Below are 14,856 nucleotides of genomic sequence, written 5' to 3' on the forward strand. Positions count from 1 at the left end.
CCCGAAGTGGTGGTGGCGCGGCACGGCCCACCGCACCGGAGCCCGAGCGTGAACGCCGCGGCAACGGTCTTGCTCCTGGTGATCGGCGTCTTCACGATCGTGGGCTGCACCGGGTCGGACGAAGGGGGCTCCGTCACGTCGGAGGGGCACTTCGGTCCTCTCGAGATCGACCTGGCGGTCAGCCCGACCTCCCCGACCCTCGACGACTCGTTGGTCGGGCGCCTGACCGTGGTGAACACCGGTGCCGAGCCGTTGTCGCTGCGACGTCTCTGCCCTTCGTCCATCAGCCTCACCCCGAGCTCTTGGAACGGCCCCGGACTCCCGGTCGCGGGGTCCGGTCAGCCCGCGCCGCTGGACGCGCTGACCTTGGCCCTCGCCGCGCTCCGGTCGGTCCCGTTCGAGGGGGACGACTGCGACCCGGGTGAGGTCCTGACCCTGGAAGGAGGCGACGAGCTCACCACGGAAGGCTCCCTCGACCTCGCCACCATCGGGTTCGGCCCCGGACCGGCCCAGGTGCGAGCCCATATCGGCCTCGGAGCGGTGTACGCGTTCGAGGCCACCGAGGCACCCGCCCCGATCGTGGTGGAGCTGCCCACCCCATCGACCGACCGGATACCTCTCGACCGAGCCCTGGCCTCCGCCCTGGAGCTGCCTGCGCTGCAGGAATGGGCCGCCGACCACGACCAGGGCTTCGAGGCCGAGGCGGCGACCGTCGAGCGAGGTTGGCAGATACTCGTGCACCAGCGCGACGTGCCACCGGAGCAGCTCGATCAGGTCACCGTCCGGGTCGACGACGAGGGATCGCGAGTGGATCGCTAGGCGCAACGGCGTAGACCCCTCATCGGTCGACCCAGCCCGCCCCGCCTCCCGGCCGCGCTCAAGGGGCACGAACACGCTCACCGTTGGTTGGCGGCGTCCTCCTCGGCGAGGGCAGTGAGGACGAGAGCCCATGAGGCGATCCCGTGCTCACACCAGCCGTCCGGCGTCACCAGGCACTCGTCGGGGCAGCGGCACACCCCGTCGGCCACCCACTCGGCGAGGGTCTCGTCGTCGGGTGGAGCCCACCCGCTGTTGTGCTCGAAGAACACGTGCGCGTTCCGGATCGCGGCCTCGGCGTCCACACGGCCAGTGTCGCACCGACACGAGCGTCCCGGGCGAGGTCCGAGATGCCGTCCTCGAAGAGGGGCAGCACCGAGGACCTCCTCTCAGAGCCGCTGCGGGAGCCCCACCTGCACGACGGCGGCATCGGCGGCCACGACGTGCACCGGATCGTCGTCGACCGGGTACCCGGCGGCCCGGACGAGACCGGCGTCGACGTCGACGTCGACGCACCGACGCTGCTCCCAGGGGCGGTGGCGCACGGGAGCCCAGAGCACGCTCGCCGGCGATCGCGACCACCAGGGACGGGCGTAGAGGGCGTAGCGCTCGGTGAGGAAGGCATCGAGGTCGGCTCGGTCGTCCACGGCGTCACCGACGGCGACGCGCACCCGCCCGGTGGTCCCGCCCGGGCGACGGATCGACCACGCCCGACAGCCCGGCCCGTCGTGCGCCGACGTGTGGATCTGCGAGCGCTGGTAGGGCAACGACCAGGCGACCCGAGCGGCGGCCGCACCGAGCCGCGAGGACGCGTCGAGAGAGTCGAACCACACGCCCGGGCCCCGGGGGCCGATGACGTAGGTGCGCACGTTCACCTCGCTGAAGTTCTCGGTGGTGGGCACCGCCGGGAGCTCTCGCCCGGCGATCACCAGCCGGAGACGCTGCATCTCGAAGGGCACCAAGCCGACCCAGGCCCGACCCTCGAACAGGTCCGGCCGCACTCCCGTCGGGAGCCGGCGGGCGACCGTCTCGATCGGCACGGGCCAGTGGCACCACACGATCGAGCTCCATCGCTGGGTCATCACCAGCGGCCGATCGAAGCCGGCAGCACCAGGGACGACCCCATGCCCTCCACGGGCCTGCGCAGGGGCTGGACCGGACGTCGTCACACCACCGGGAACGGCGCCGTCGGTCGCCCTATTCCTCCGCTCGCAACCGCCACCCGGTGTGGCGCCACCGCCGCGGGAAGGATTTAGCACTAAATGTGGTTGGACGGGTCGACGCCTTCGTGCAGAAAGGACTCTCCCATGCCCTCCGTGCCACCATCCCTCCGACGTCGACTGCCGTTCCTGTTCGCCGGGTTCCTGTCGTTCCTCTTCTCGGTGTACCTGTACTTCGTCGCCGACGAGCAGACCGCCGGGATCTTCGTGGGCCTCTGGGTGCCCTCCATCCACTCCCTCGGCACCCTCCTGCTCACCGCCATCGAGCAGCCCACCCCCAAGCAGGCCGAGGTGACGTCGTGAGCGAGCTCGCCATCTTCATCGTCGGTTCGATCATCTTCGCCATCACCGTCTACGGCAGCGTCATGGGCGGCGGCATCGCGCTCGGGCGTCTGGCCGACCACGAGGCCGAGCCCGTGGACAGCCACGACACCGCCGACACCGCCCCCGGCCGCACTGCGGACCCCAAGGGCCCGGACAGCGCCTGACAGCCCCCGACGTCGACGCAGCCGGCCGACGAGCCCAGCCGGCGGGTCCCGATCAGGCCGTCCCCTCGTCGAGCGGGGGCAGCAGGCCCAGGGCCCGGGCGATGTCCTGGGCCTCGTGGTAGCTGCCGTTGTCGACCTCGGTGGGCCCGGCGGTGACCAGCCAGGCGACGGCCGCGCCCACCACGGAGGGGTCGACGCCGCGGCTGGCCACGTCGGAGAGGTTCGACAGCAACTGGGTGCGCTCGGTGGCCACGTAGCCCGGATCGATCGTGTAGGCGACGATGCCCTGGCGGCCGTACTCGTTGGCCAGGCGGTCGGCCACCCGGTGGAACCCGGCCTTCACCGCGGCGTAGGTGAGCGCCGCCCCGCCCTTGCCGATGGGCCGCCGCAGCTTGTACTTGCCGGATCCCGAGCCGATGTTCACCACGGTGCCCCCGCCCCGCTCGACCATGTGGCCCACCGTGCGCTGCAGCAACAGCAGCTGGGCGGTGAAGTCGCCCCACACCAGCTTCACGACCTCGTCGGGGTCGGTGTCGAGGAAGGGCTTGGACCCGGCCGGCGACACGTAGATGGCGTTGTTCACCACCACGTCGAGGTGGCCGAGGCCCTCGATGGCGGCGTCGACCGCCGGCCACAGGGCCTCTCGCTCCAGCAGGTCGAGAGGAACCTGCACCGCCCGCTGCCCACGCCCCTCGATCTCGGCGGCGGTGGACTCGAGGCTGCCCGGCAGCACGATGGCCGGGTCGTCGGTGCGAGCGGTGGCGTCGCCCTCCTTCACCGTGCGGGCCGTGATGGCCACGTCGAAGCCGGCCTCGGCGAGGGCGATGGCCGTGGCCCGCCCGATCCCTCGGCTGGCGCCGGTGACCATCGCGGTCCGAGCTGACATGCGGGTTCCCTTCGTCGGAAGAGTTGCTTGATGTGGTTCAGGATCCTACCGGCGCGGGTCGGACGCCTCGCACGAGCCGGTTCGCGCCGGGCCGACAGCCCGAGGAGCCGAGATCGCAGCGGTAGTGTCGGCGCCCGTGAGCCGCCGCGATGACCTGCGCGAGATCGAGTGGTCCCTGCGCCAGGTGGGGCGCATCGGCCGCAGCCGCCAGGCTGCCCGCGTGCGCGCCGAGGTCTCGGGGGTGGAGCTCTCCAACCCCGCCGCGGCCATCCTCTCCGCCCTCCACCAGCACGGGCCCATGCGCTCCGCCGCGCTGGCCGAGGCCGCCGACACCGAGGCTCCCCTGGTGAGCCGGGAGCTGCGCACGCTCGCCGAGCGTGGCTTCGTCACCAACGAGACCGACCCGACCGATGGTCGGGCCCGGATCATCGCCCTCACCGACGAGGGCCGCACCGCCTACCGGACGTTCCGAGCCGCCACCGACAAGATCGCTGCCGACGCGTTCCGGAGCTGGGACAGCGAGGACCTCGAGGTCCTGGCCGGGCTGCTGCGGCGGGTGGTGCAGGACTTCGCCCGGTCCCCCACCACCCGCTGAGCCACCATCGCGGCCGCAGCCGCTACGCCAGGGCGCTGAAGTCCACCTGGCCGGTGGTCATGGCCGCGGTGAACCCGGAGTCCACCAACAGGTTCACGCCGTTGATGAACGAGGCGGCGTCGCTGCCCATGAAGGCCAGCGGCGGGGCCATGTCGGAGGCCACGGCCATGCGGGCCTCGCCCTGCTGGGAGACCGACCAGTCGATGACCTTGTCGCCCATGGTCTCGCGGAAGTCCTTCATCAGCGGGGTGTCGACCGGGGCCGGGCAGATGCTGTTGGTGCGCACGCCCTTGGCCATCGTGTGCTTGGCGTTGCGCATGGTGAACACCTGCATGCACATCTTGGAGAAGGCGTAGACGTCGCCGATCGTGTCGGGGTGGTCGTCGCACCACTGCAGGAAGGCATCCCAGTCCTCGATGTCGAGGAGCTCGTTGATCTCGCCGACCTGGTTGGGCCAACCGTTGCCGGCCATCGAGGCGGTGTACACGATGGTGCCACCCGACGGGATGCGGTCGATGAGCTTCTCGGCCAGGCGGCGCGAGGCCAGCACGTTGACGGCCATGCAGGTGCGCACCCCGGCGTTGGCAGCCACGCCGGCGTTCGAGAACAGCACGTCGATGCGACCGTCGATCTGGTCGCAGGCGGCGTCGATGCTGGCCGGGTCGGCCAGGTTGACCTCGACGTAGGCGTCGATGGGGCCCTCGGGCTTCTTGATGTCGAGCACGGTGATGTGCTCGGCGCCGAGCTCGCGCAGCAGCTCGACCAGCGCGGCACCGATGCCGGTGGCACCGCCGGTGACGACGACGCGCTTGCCCTCGTAGTTGAACAGGTCCGACATGGGTGATCTCCCCCGAAACGAGCGTTAGGTCCGCCTCGAACCTACTCCACTCCCCGTGCCCGCCCTCATCACGCTTCTCGCATGACGTCGGCGCACCAGGAGTCGTCGAAGTCATGCACGTTCTCGCCTCTCTCGGTTCCCGCACGAGCCGTTCGATGGGATGCCCGGCCGGGCTCGTGCCAACATCGGCGAACGGCCGGACGTGCGCCCGGTCCCGGGGAGGCGACGATGGAGATCATGAGGCTGGGTGCCGCGCTCGGCGCCGAGGTGCGAGGCATCGATTTCGACCACCTCCTCGACCCCGAGACCCTGGACGGCGTGCACCAGGCTCTCCTCGACCACCAGGTGCTGCTGGTGAAAGCCCCCACCATGACGCCCGACCAGCACATGGCTCTCGGGCGCCAGCTGGGGGAGATCGAGGTCCACGCCTTCTTCCCGAACCTGGGGCCCGGCTACGAACAGGTCAGCGTGCTCGATTCCGAGGAGGGCACCACGGCGTCGATGTGGCACACCGACGAGACCTTCCTCGAGCACCCGCCCATGGGCACGCTCACCCACGCCAAGCTCCTCCCGGAGGTGGGCGGCGACACCATGTTCGCCTCCAGCACTGCGGCGTACGCCGCGCTCTCGGCGCCCATGAAGCGCTACCTCGAAGGGCTCACCGCGGTGCACGACCTGAGCCGCATCAGCGAGCTGCGCTACCGGTTCGGATCGGCCTCGGCGGCCGACTACTCGGCCGCGGTGGCCGACGAGCGCCGGCACGCCCACCCGATCGTGCGCACCCACCCCGAGACCGGGGCGCCGGGCCTGTTCGTGAACCCCACCTACACCCGCCACGTCGTGGGCCTGCCCCCCGACGAGAGCGACATGCTCCTGGCGTACCTGTACCGCCACACGACCAAGGAGCCCTTCACCTACCGCCACCGTTGGGAGGAGGGCGACCTGTTGATCTGGGACAACCGGGCCACCATGCACATGGTCCTGGCCGACTTCGGCGGGCGCCGTCTCATGTACCGGGTGTCGGTGGTCGGCACCCACGAGCGCTGACACGCGCCCCACCGGGATCCAGGGTCGTCGCCGGACCGGCCCGACCGAGCGACGGGCCACACCGGGCGACCCGCGACCGGGACGGAGCCGGACCTCCGCCGGGCCCGACTACGGTCCGGGGCCGTACCAGGTCGCAGAAGTGCACAACGGGGGAATCCGATGGCTTATCCGCTCGACGTCGGTGGCGTGAACGACTACCCGGTGAAGGTGGGCAGCATGTTGCTCACCATGGTCGACCCCAACAAGGGGTTCGAGAAGGCCTACAACCGCTGGTACGAGCGCGACCACTTCTACGCCGGTTGCCTGACCGGGCCGTACCAGCTGGCCGGCAGCCGTTGGGTGGCACCTCGCCGGCTCAAGGACCTGCGCTGGCCCGAGGGCGACGAGACCATCGCCTCGCCCACCGACGCCGGCTCGTACGTGGCCATCTACTGGGTCGAAGAGGGCCACCACCAGGACTGGAACGACTGGGCCCAGGAGCAGGTCACCTGGCTGTACTCCAACGGCCGGGGCTTCGCCGAGCGCACCCACACCCACACGGTGCTCTACGACTACGTCGACACCGACTACCGCGACGACGACCCGGTCCCCATGCTGGTGGCCCTCGACGCCGCCTACGACGGCATCGTCGTCGTCTGGTTCGACGGCCGCGACGGCACCGAGGCCCCCGACCTGCTCAGCGGTCTGCGCGCCGAGGCCCTGCCCGCCCTCCTCGACGGGGGACCCATCGAGATGGCCACCTCGTTCCGGCCCAACCCCAACCCGGCCAAGGACCAGCCCATGGACCTCGGCACTCCGGCCGGCGGGCCCGAGCGCCTGTGCCAGATCCTGTTCGTGCGCGGCGACGTGACCGACTGCCTCGAACGCGTCCGGGCCTACACCGACGCCGTCGAGGCCGCCGGCCTGGCCGACACCCGTCTGGTGGCGCCGTTCCTGCGCACCGCGCTCGGCACCGACACCTACACCGACGAGCTCTGGTAGCTCGCCACCTGACCTCATGACCGACACCACCCCCGACCGTCCGGTCACCGCCACGCCGCCGGACCCGTTCGCCCCCGCCACGCTGGGACCGCTCTCGCTGCGCAACCGCGTCGTGAAGGCCGCCACCTTCGAGGGGGTCGTCCCCGAGGCCCTGGTCACCGACGAGCTGGTCGAGTTCCACCGTCGGCCGGCCGCCGGCGGGGTGGGCATGACCACCGTCGCCTACCTGGCCGTCTCCCCGGAGGGCCGCACCCACGCCGAGTGCATCTGGCTGCGACCCGAGGCGGTGCCCGGCCTCGCCCGGCTGGCCGATGTCGTCCATGCCGAGGGGGCCAAGGTCTCGGCGCAGATCGGCCACGCCGGGCCGGTGGCCAACGCCAAGAGCAACCGGGCCACGGCCCTGGCCCCGAGCCGGTCGTTCAACCCGGTGTCGATGAAGGTCACCCGGGCCGTCACCGACGACGACATCACCCGCATCACCCTCGACTACCAGCGCGGGGCGCGGCTGGTCGCCGAGGCCGGCTTCGACGCCATCGAGATCCACCTGGCCCACAACTACCTGCTGTCGTCGTTCCTCTCGCCCAAGTTCAACAAGCGCACCGATCGCTGGGGAGGCAGCCTCGAGAACCGGGCCCGCTTCGCCCGCCAGGTGGTGCGAGCCGTGCGCGAGGCGGTCGGCGATGGGCTCGCGGTCACCGCCAAGGTCAGCCTCGACGACGGCGTCCCGGGCGGGTTCCGGCTGCCCGAGAGCGCGGAGTTCTCCCGGATGCTCGAGGAGGACGGCTGCCTCGATGCGCTCGAGCTCACCGGCGGCAGCTCGCTCGCCAACCCGATGTACCTCTTCCGGGGCGACGCCCCGCGTGAGGACTTCGCCGCCACCCTGCCCCCCCTCCAGCGCTTCGGCTTCAAGCTCATCGCCGGCAAGATGATGCCGGCCTACCCCTTCGAGGAGGCGTACTTCCTCGGCAAGGCCCGCCAGGTGCGCGATGCGGTCGACATGCCGCTCATCCTGCTCGGGGGCATCAACACCCGGGCGACCATCGAGAGGGCCATGGCCGAGGGGTTCCAGTTCGTGGCCATGGGACGGGCGCTGCTACGCGAACCGGACCTGCTGGCCCGCATGCAGTCCGGCGACCAGCTGGAGGGGAACTGCATCCACTGCAACCGGTGCATGCCGTCGATCTACAGCGGCAGCCGCTGCGTGCTCGACCACCCCGAGCCCATCGTCGTGCCCGCCGCCCACACCATCAGGTAGCCAGCCGCGCTCGAGGCCCGGCGCCCGTTGGCCGAGCCCCAACCTCCTCCCGAGCCCATGGGCGAAGCTGTCAGGAGAGAGCGTCGAGGGGTGACGCCCTGTCCCGACAGCTACGCGGGGACCGGCGGGGGCACAGGGAGCGCTGGAACGGAGGGTGACCGCGTCACTGGCGACGCAGGTCGGCCACCAGCCGTTCGAGCCCGGCCGCCAGGGCGTCCATGTCGTCATCGGTCCAGTCGCGGAGCTGACGGGCCAGCATCGTCTCGTTGGCCTCCCGCAGCCGCCGGTGGGCCGCCCGCCCGTCGGGCGTGGCGGCCAGCACCCACGACCGGCCGTCGTCGGGGTGCGCCCGGCGTTCGAGGTACCCGGCATCCTCGAGGACCTTCACCTGCCGGCTCAGGGCGTTGGGCGCCATGTGGCTGCGGCGGCCCAGCTCGCCCACGCCGAGGGGACCGTCGGCCACCAGTCGGCCGAGGACCGAGAAGGCGGGGAAGTTGAGCGAGACCCCGGCCCGCTCGGCGTGCAGGGCGTCGAGCTTGCGGCTCCGGGTGAACCGGGCGAGAGCGCTGATGGACTCGTTGAGCCGACGGCGGCTGGCGGGGGACGACATCGGGACCTAGCCTAGGTCCTTCACATTGTGAACGACTTCTAGGGGGCAGAGGCGATGGCATGGGACTTCTCGACCGATCCGGAGTTCCAGGAGGAGCTCGACTGGATCCGTGAGGTGGTGGTCGAGCAGATCCAGCCCCTCGACCTGGTGAAGGGCCAGATGAGCAAGGAGGCCTGGAAGCGGGCCACCGACCCCATCAAGGCCGAGGTCAAGGAGCGGGGCCTGTGGGCCGCCCACCTCGATCCCGAGCTCGGGGGCCAGGGTCTCGGCCAGGTGAAGCTGGCGTTGATGCACGAGATCCTCGGCCGCACCGGAAGCGCGCCGGCGCTGTTCGGCAACCAGGCCCCCGACTCGGGCAACAGCGAGCTGCTGGCCATCGGCGCCGACGACGAGCAGAAGGAGCGCTGGCTGTGGCCCCTGCTGGCCGGCGACATGACCTCCAGCTTCTCGCTCACCGAGCCGCACACCGCCGGATCCGACCCCACCGGCATCAGCACCCGGGCCGTGCTCGACGGCGACGAGTGGGTCATCGACGGCCACAAGTGGTACGCCTCCAACGCATCGGTCGCCGACTTCGTCCTGGCCATGGTGGTCACCGACCCCGACGCCGGGCCCCATCGCCGGGCCTCGATGATCCTCATCGAGCGCGACACCCCGGGCATGAACATCGTGCGCGACATCGGCACCATGGACCACCCCCACCCCTATCCCGGCGACCACCACCTGGGCGGCCACGCCGAGATCATCTTCGAGGGCTGCCGCGTGCCCAAGGGCAACCTCATCGGCCAACCCGGGGAGGGGTTCCTGCTGGCCCAGAAGCGCCTGTCCGGCGGTCGCATCCACCACGCCATGCGTTGGATCGGCACCTGCCAGCGGGCCTTCGACATGATGTGCGAGCGGGCCATCTCCCGCCAGATGGGCGGGCGACCCATGTCCGACAAGCAGTTCGTGCAGGACTTCATCGCCTCCTCGGCCACCGAGATCCAGGCGGCGCGCCTGCTCACCCTGCACGCGGCCTGGCACTGGGACACCTACGGCGGCTCCGCGTCGCGGGTCCAGATCGCCCAGATCAAGTGGTGGGGGGCCCAGGTCCTCTACAACGTCATCGACCGGGCCATCCAGGTCCACGGTGCCCTCGGGTACTCCACCGACCTGCCCCTCGAGCGGATGTACCGCACCGCCCGCAACTTCCGGCTCTCCGACGGCGCCGACGAGGTGCACAAGTCCTTCATCGCCCGCAAGGTCCTCAAGGACTACAGCCCTGTCGAGGGCTACCCGACCGAGCACGTCCCCACCCGCACCGCCGAGGCCCAGGCCCGCTTCGCCGAGTACCTCGACCTGGCCGAGGCCAACCTGTGAGCGCCGACGCGTTCCCGGTCGAGGAGGCGGTGCCGGCCGACCGGCTGACGGCATGGGTGCGCGCCAACGTGCCCGAGGCGTCAGGACCCCTCGTCATCGACCACCTCTCGGGCGGGTCGTCGAACCTCACCTTCCGGGTGCGTGACGACGCCAACGACTGGGTGCTGCGGCGACCTCCGCTCGGCCGGCTGCTGGCCACCGCCAACGACATGGGGCGCGAGTTCACCGTGCAGCAAGCCCTCGTGGGCACCGACGTGCCGGTGGCCGCCCCGGTGGCCCGGTGCGACGACACCGACGTCATCGGTGCGCCCTTCTACCTCATGCAACGCCTCGACGGCATCGTCTACGACGACGCCGACGCGGTGGCCCACCTCGACGTCGACGACGCCGCCGCCGCCACCGACGAGCTGGTCGACGTGCTGGCCCGCCTGCACGCGGTCGACTACGAGGCCGTCGGGCTGGGCGGGTTCGGCAAGCCGCAGGGCTTCCTGGCCCGCCAGGTGAAGCGCTGGACCACCCAGTGGGAAGCCGCCAAGCAACGTGATCTGCCGGCCGTCGACGAGGCCCTGCGCCGTCTGGCGGAGGCCGTCCCGGCCGAGGCCGGCGCGGCCGTCGTGCACGGCGACTACAGCTTCAACAACACCATGTGGGCACGAGACGAGCCCCGCCGGATGGTGGGGGTGCTCGACTGGGAGATGTCCACCCTCGGCGATCCGCTCACCGACGTCGGCATGGTGGTCATGTACTGGGGCGAGATGGGCGAGCTGCTGTGGCGCCAGCGGGCGCCGCAGCCCCATCGCCTCAACCCGGGCTTCCCGTCGGCCGACCGCCTCATCGAGCGCTACGCCTCCACCAGCGGTCGCCAGGTCGACGAGATCGACGTCTACTGCGTGCTGGCGGCCACCAAGATGGCCGCCATCATCGCCGGGAGCCAGGCCCGCCTGGCCGCCACCGACCCCGACCGGGCGGCCGCCATCGCCCCCACCATCGAGGCCGTGGCCCAGATCGCCCTCGACCGGGCGAACGCCTCGTCGATCCCCGCCCTCCGGGGTCGCTGAGCTCGCCCCCGTCCCGACGTCGCTGCTCGCCGCCCGTCAGGAGCGGCGGGCCAGGTCCTCGGCCAGCTTGGGCGCGAACACCCAGCGACCCAGGAAGCGCTCGGCGTCGGGGGAGCTCGCCAACCAGGCGATGGTCTCGGCCGTGGCCTCTGGGCTGTCGGCGCCGAAGCCGTCGGTGAAGTCCTGGTCGGGGTGCAGGGCCCGACGCCGCTCGGTGACCACGTTGCCGGGGTCCACGTTGAAGGCCCACACGCCACGAGGGGCGTATTCGGCGTTCACGCCGCCGGCGACCCGACCGAGGGCCGCCTTCGAGGCCGCGTAGGCGATGCCCCAGCCGCCCTCGCCGGCGGGGCCGGGCGGATCGTGGCGGGCCGACCCCGACACCATGTCGACGATCCGGCCGTGGCCGCGCTCGAGCATGCCGGGCAGCACCAGCTGGACGAGCCGGATCTGGTAGGCGAAGTTCCCCCGCATCAGGTGGTCGAGGTCGTCCATGCGCAGGTCGGCCAGGCGGTCCATGGTGCCCGGGCCCCGGTAGAGGCCGTTGTTGACCAGCACGTCGACCCGACCCCACGCGGCGAGCACGGTCGCGACCGCGGCCTCGACGCTGGCCAGGTCGCAGAAGTCCATGGCGACCGGCAGGGCCCGCCGGCCGGAAGCCTCGATCTCCGACGCCGTGCGCTCGAGGCTTCCTTCCACCGCCACCGACTCGCCGCCGTGCACCGAGTCGGGCTCGACGCGGCCCTCGCCCTCGCGCAGGGTGCGAGCCGACACCGCCACGTCGAAGCCGGCCCGGGCCAGGGCCAGCGCTGCCGCCCGGCCGATGCCCCGACTGGCTCCGGTGACGAGCGCGACGCCGGTCACGACACGGCGATCGGTCGGTCCTCGGTGAACTCCACCACCAGATGGCGACGGGCGATGCGCCAGCCGTCGAGCGCCCGCACGAACCGGTCGAGGTACCGGATGTGCATCACGTAGTCGTAGGGCAGCGTCGTGCCCTCGGGCCCGTCGACGTCGTGGATGTGGTGCGCCAGGCAGTAGGTGACCCCATCGGCGGTGTCGCCCTCGATCGTGACCGTGTGGTTGGCCATCACGTGCAAGGTGGTGTGGTAGCGGTCGAGCCCCGCCATGGCCGAGGCGATCGCCTCGGGACCGACCCGCTCGCGCACCGGCGCCTCCGCCCCCCGCTCGAAGATGCGCAGCTCACCGTCCGGCGTGAACAGGGCCGCCGCCGAGGCAGGGTCGTCGCTGTCGACGCAGGTGGCGTAGGCGGCGACGAGGTCCTGCAGGGCCAGGCGGTCGAGGAGGAACTGGAGCTCGCTCACCCCTCGCCCTCACCTGCCGGCCAGTCGGGCAGCAGCCCGAGGTCGGCGCAGAGCTTGGGGGCGAAGATCCACTTGCCCACGAATCGGGTGGCTTCGGGGTCGGTGGCCAGCCAGGCGACGACGGCCCCGGTGGCTTCGGCGGGTGCCGATCCGAAGCCCTGCTCGAAGTCGTCGTCGGGGCGCAGCGCCTTGCGCTTCTCGGTGACCACGTTGCCGGGATCGACGTTGAAGGCCCGCACCCCGCGGTCGCGGTACTCGGCCTCGATGCCGCCGGCCACCCGGCCGAAGGCCGCCTTCGAGGCCGCGTAGGCGATCCCCCATCCGCCGTCGCCGGCCGGCCCGGGCGGGTCGTGGCGGGCCGAGCCCGACACCATGTTGATGATCCGCCCCTCGCCGTGGTCGACCATGTGGGGCACCACCAGCTGGATGAGGCGGATCTGGTGGGCGAAGTTCCCCCGCATCAAGTTGTCGAGGTCGCTCATCTGCAGGTCGAGCAGGCGGTCCATGGTGCCGCCCGCCTGGTAGATGGCGTTGTTGAACAGCACGTCGATGCGACCGAACCCCTCGAGGACCGCCGCCGGCACGGCCTCCACGCTGGCCAGGTCGAGCAGGTCCATCGGGATCGACACCGCCCTACGTCCCCGTCGTTCCACCTCGGCCGCCGTCGTCTCGAGGCTGCCGGGCAGGGCCACGACGGGCTCGTCGCCGCGCACCGAGTTGGGCTCGCTGCGACCCTCGCCTTCGCGCACCGTTCGGGCGGTGAGCGCCACATCGAATCCGGCTTCGGCCAGGGCGAGGGCGGCGGCCTTGCCGATCCCCCGACTGGCGCCAGTCACCAACGCGACCGGTCGTTCACTCATGTCTGCTCCTCGCAACGCGTGGCGAGGACCCTACTGCGCCGGTATCGCCGCAGTGGTCGCTGTCAGCTGCCGTCGGTGGACCAGTGCCAGGGCTCGCTGGGCAGGTTCACGAAGCCGTAGCGGCCGGCGTTGGCCGCCAACCACTGGAAGGCCGGGGAGCTGCGGCTCTGGATGGACCGACCGTTGTGGGCGAAGTCGATGGCCAGGCCCTGCTCGTGCTTCGAGCGCCCCGGGATCGCCGTGGGCGGACTGCAGGAGTCGGGGTTCATCTGCCAGATGGCGTACTGGCTGGTGCCGCAGTGCTGCCTGCGCAGCTCGATCTGCATGGCCGGGTCGCGGTAGCCGCTGCCGGTGAGGTGGATCCCGGCGGCGCTGGCCGCCTCGAGCAGGCTGGCCAGGTTGCCGGCGATGGAACCGGCCACGGTGATGCCTCGCACGCTGGTGAGGCCCCCCGGACGGGGGATCTGGGTGACGGGTCCGCCGCCACCACCGGAGCCTCCACCGGAGCCACCCCCAGAACCTCCGCCGCTGCTCGGCGCCGGCCGGGCGGCGGCGGCCGCCTCGGCAGCGGCTCGCGCGGCGGCCAGCTGAGCGGCGATGGCGGCCTGCTCGGCGGCCAGGCGATCGGAGAGCTGCTGGTCGAGGGCGGCGAGCGCCTGGGACTCGGCGAGCTTGTCGCCGAGGCGGGTGGCGATCTCGGAGGCCACTCGCTCCTGTTCGGCTTGAGCGGACTCGTAGCCGGCCACCGTGTCGGCCAGGCTCGAGCGTCGTTGCTCGGCGACGTCGCGCGCGCTGCGGGCCTCGTCGCGCTGGTCCTCGAGCTGGCGCTGGGCGGTGCGGTACTCCTCGACGGCGTCGAGCTTGGAGCCGTTGGCCACCTCGAGGAGGGCCTGCTTGGTGCTGGCGTCGTTGGCCGACAGCTCCTGGAAGGCATCGAGGACCTGCTCGCCCTCGGGCTGGACGTACGCCGCGACCGCAGCGTCGACCACGGCGGCGCGGAGCTCACCGATGCGAGCCTCGGTGGCGCGAGCCTCGTCCTCGGCCTGTTGGGCCCGAGCCTCGGCCTCGTCGACCGCCCGCTGGGCGTCGGCCATCTGGGCCCGGGTGGAACGCACGTTGGCCTCGAGCGCGTCCAGGGCTGCGCTCACCTCGGCGTCGGTGGCCTCGAGGGTGTCGATCTGGCCCGCCACCTCGGCCCGTTGCGCCTTCACCTCGCGCTGCTCCGCCGCGGTGTCGGCATCGACCGCAGGAGTGGTGGAGAGCGGCGTACCGGCCAGCACCACGGCGAGAAGCACGGTGGCGGCGGCCGCGAGCGAGGGGATGCGCAGTACCCGGGTGGAGCGGGACATCGGGAGCAGCGACTCCTGGCGGCGAGAGGTGGGTAAGAGGACGTCAACGACCTGTAACGGAACCGCAATGTAGCAGGCCCGGAACCCCCGCGCGCGCATCATCTTGTGACGCATGTCACGTGCCATCGCCACCAGGATGGGCCGAACGAACCACGAATCCGGCAGCCAC

At 71.6% G+C, this 14,856-nt stretch carries 18 protein-coding genes; 9 read left to right on the forward strand and 9 right to left on the reverse strand.

Features of this window, described 5'->3' with window-relative positions; genetic code table 11:
* Nucleotides 1-48: 48 nt before the first annotated feature.
* Complete coding sequence (locus LUW87_RS07325; protein WP_232670471.1) at nucleotides 49-819, forward strand: hypothetical protein; 771 nt, start codon at nucleotides 49-51, stop codon at nucleotides 817-819.
* A gap of 77 nt (nucleotides 820-896) precedes the next feature.
* On the opposite strand, the gene LUW87_RS07330 is transcribed toward LUW87_RS07325, so the two are convergent.
* Nucleotides 897-1,121 carry a hypothetical protein gene (locus tag LUW87_RS07330; protein ID WP_232670472.1) on the reverse strand — a complete coding sequence of 75 codons (225 nt, stop codon included), beginning with the start codon at nucleotides 1,119-1,121 and terminating at the stop codon, nucleotides 897-899.
* An 84-nt stretch (nucleotides 1,122-1,205) separates the two neighbouring features.
* Nucleotides 1,206-1,898 (reverse strand): YqjF family protein, encoded by a 693-nt coding sequence (locus LUW87_RS07335; protein WP_232670474.1) that lies wholly within the window; start codon nucleotides 1,896-1,898, stop codon nucleotides 1,206-1,208.
* 234 nt (nucleotides 1,899-2,132) lie between these two features.
* On the opposite strand from LUW87_RS07335, the gene LUW87_RS07340 reads away from it, so the two are divergent.
* Nucleotides 2,133-2,339 carry a hypothetical protein gene (locus LUW87_RS07340; protein ID WP_232670475.1) on the forward strand — a complete coding sequence of 69 codons (207 nt, stop codon included), beginning with the start codon at nucleotides 2,133-2,135 and terminating at the stop codon, nucleotides 2,337-2,339.
* Nucleotides 2,336-2,524: a hypothetical protein gene (locus LUW87_RS07345; RefSeq protein WP_232670476.1), complete on the forward strand. Its 189-nt coding sequence runs from the start codon at nucleotides 2,336-2,338 to the stop codon at nucleotides 2,522-2,524. The genes LUW87_RS07340 and LUW87_RS07345 overlap by 4 nt, the downstream gene beginning before the upstream one ends.
* A gap of 52 nt (nucleotides 2,525-2,576) precedes the next feature.
* Here LUW87_RS07345 and LUW87_RS07350 read toward each other — a convergent pair whose 3' ends face one another.
* Nucleotides 2,577-3,410 (reverse strand): SDR family NAD(P)-dependent oxidoreductase, encoded by an 834-nt coding sequence (locus LUW87_RS07350; protein ID WP_232670477.1) that lies wholly within the window; start codon nucleotides 3,408-3,410, stop codon nucleotides 2,577-2,579.
* A gap of 136 nt (nucleotides 3,411-3,546) precedes the next feature.
* On the opposite strand from LUW87_RS07350, the gene LUW87_RS18290 reads away from it, so the two are divergent.
* Nucleotides 3,547-4,005: a MarR family winged helix-turn-helix transcriptional regulator gene (locus tag LUW87_RS18290; RefSeq protein WP_232670478.1), complete on the forward strand. Its 459-nt coding sequence runs from the start codon at nucleotides 3,547-3,549 to the stop codon at nucleotides 4,003-4,005.
* 22 nt (nucleotides 4,006-4,027) lie between these two features.
* On the opposite strand, the gene LUW87_RS07360 is transcribed toward LUW87_RS18290, so the two are convergent.
* On the reverse strand, nucleotides 4,028-4,843 hold the full coding sequence (locus LUW87_RS07360) for a coniferyl-alcohol dehydrogenase (protein ID WP_232670479.1): 816 nt from the start codon (nucleotides 4,841-4,843) through the stop codon (nucleotides 4,028-4,030).
* Nucleotides 4,844-5,080: 237 nt separating this feature from the next.
* On the opposite strand from LUW87_RS07360, the gene LUW87_RS07365 reads away from it, so the two are divergent.
* The 3 genes from LUW87_RS07365 to LUW87_RS07375 all read left to right on the forward strand — a co-directional run bounded on the left by LUW87_RS07365 (nucleotide 5,081) and on the right by LUW87_RS07375 (nucleotide 8,126).
* Nucleotides 5,081-5,890: a TauD/TfdA dioxygenase family protein gene (locus LUW87_RS07365; RefSeq protein ID WP_232670480.1), complete on the forward strand. Its 810-nt coding sequence runs from the start codon at nucleotides 5,081-5,083 to the stop codon at nucleotides 5,888-5,890.
* A gap of 159 nt (nucleotides 5,891-6,049) precedes the next feature.
* Nucleotides 6,050-6,871 carry a hypothetical protein gene (locus LUW87_RS07370; protein WP_232670481.1) on the forward strand — a complete coding sequence of 274 codons (822 nt, stop codon included), beginning with the start codon at nucleotides 6,050-6,052 and terminating at the stop codon, nucleotides 6,869-6,871.
* Nucleotides 6,872-6,887: 16 nt separating this feature from the next.
* Nucleotides 6,888-8,126: an NADH:flavin oxidoreductase gene (locus tag LUW87_RS07375; protein WP_232670483.1), complete on the forward strand. Its 1,239-nt coding sequence runs from the start codon at nucleotides 6,888-6,890 to the stop codon at nucleotides 8,124-8,126.
* Between the two features lie 163 nt (nucleotides 8,127-8,289).
* Here the strand turns inward: LUW87_RS07375 and LUW87_RS07380 are convergent, their stop codons facing one another.
* Nucleotides 8,290-8,736: a MarR family winged helix-turn-helix transcriptional regulator gene (locus LUW87_RS07380; RefSeq protein ID WP_232670484.1), complete on the reverse strand. Its 447-nt coding sequence runs from the start codon at nucleotides 8,734-8,736 to the stop codon at nucleotides 8,290-8,292.
* 54 nt (nucleotides 8,737-8,790) lie between these two features.
* On the opposite strand from LUW87_RS07380, the gene LUW87_RS07385 reads away from it, so the two are divergent.
* Entirely contained in the window at nucleotides 8,791-10,095 is a 1,305-nt protein-coding gene (locus tag LUW87_RS07385) for an acyl-CoA dehydrogenase family protein (RefSeq protein WP_232670485.1), read from the forward strand.
* Nucleotides 10,092-11,153, forward strand: coding sequence for a phosphotransferase family protein (locus LUW87_RS07390; protein ID WP_232670486.1), 1,062 nt, complete (start codon nucleotides 10,092-10,094; stop codon nucleotides 11,151-11,153). The genes LUW87_RS07385 and LUW87_RS07390 overlap by 4 nt, the downstream gene beginning before the upstream one ends.
* 36 nt (nucleotides 11,154-11,189) lie before the next feature.
* On the opposite strand, the gene LUW87_RS07395 is transcribed toward LUW87_RS07390, so the two are convergent.
* From LUW87_RS07395 to LUW87_RS07410, 4 genes are all read right to left on the reverse strand, one after another.
* A complete protein-coding gene (locus tag LUW87_RS07395; protein WP_232670487.1) occupies nucleotides 11,190-12,017 on the reverse strand; it encodes an SDR family NAD(P)-dependent oxidoreductase in 828 nt (275 codons plus the stop codon).
* A complete protein-coding gene (locus LUW87_RS07400) occupies nucleotides 12,014-12,478 on the reverse strand; it encodes a nuclear transport factor 2 family protein (RefSeq protein ID WP_232670488.1) in 465 nt (154 codons plus the stop codon). Before LUW87_RS07400 ends, LUW87_RS07395 begins: the two co-directional genes overlap by 4 nt.
* On the reverse strand, nucleotides 12,475-13,338 hold the full coding sequence (locus tag LUW87_RS07405; RefSeq protein WP_232670489.1) for an SDR family NAD(P)-dependent oxidoreductase: 864 nt from the start codon (nucleotides 13,336-13,338) through the stop codon (nucleotides 12,475-12,477). The genes LUW87_RS07400 and LUW87_RS07405 overlap by 4 nt, the downstream gene beginning before the upstream one ends.
* 62 nt (nucleotides 13,339-13,400) lie before the next feature.
* Nucleotides 13,401-14,687, reverse strand: coding sequence for a M15 family metallopeptidase (locus tag LUW87_RS07410; protein ID WP_232670490.1), 1,287 nt, complete (start codon nucleotides 14,685-14,687; stop codon nucleotides 13,401-13,403).
* Between the last annotated feature and the right edge of the window lie 169 nt (nucleotides 14,688-14,856).

This window comes from Rhabdothermincola salaria, assembly GCF_021246445.1.
Classification (GTDB): domain Bacteria; phylum Actinomycetota; class Acidimicrobiia; order Acidimicrobiales; family Acidimicrobilacustridaceae; genus Rhabdothermincola_A; species Rhabdothermincola_A salaria.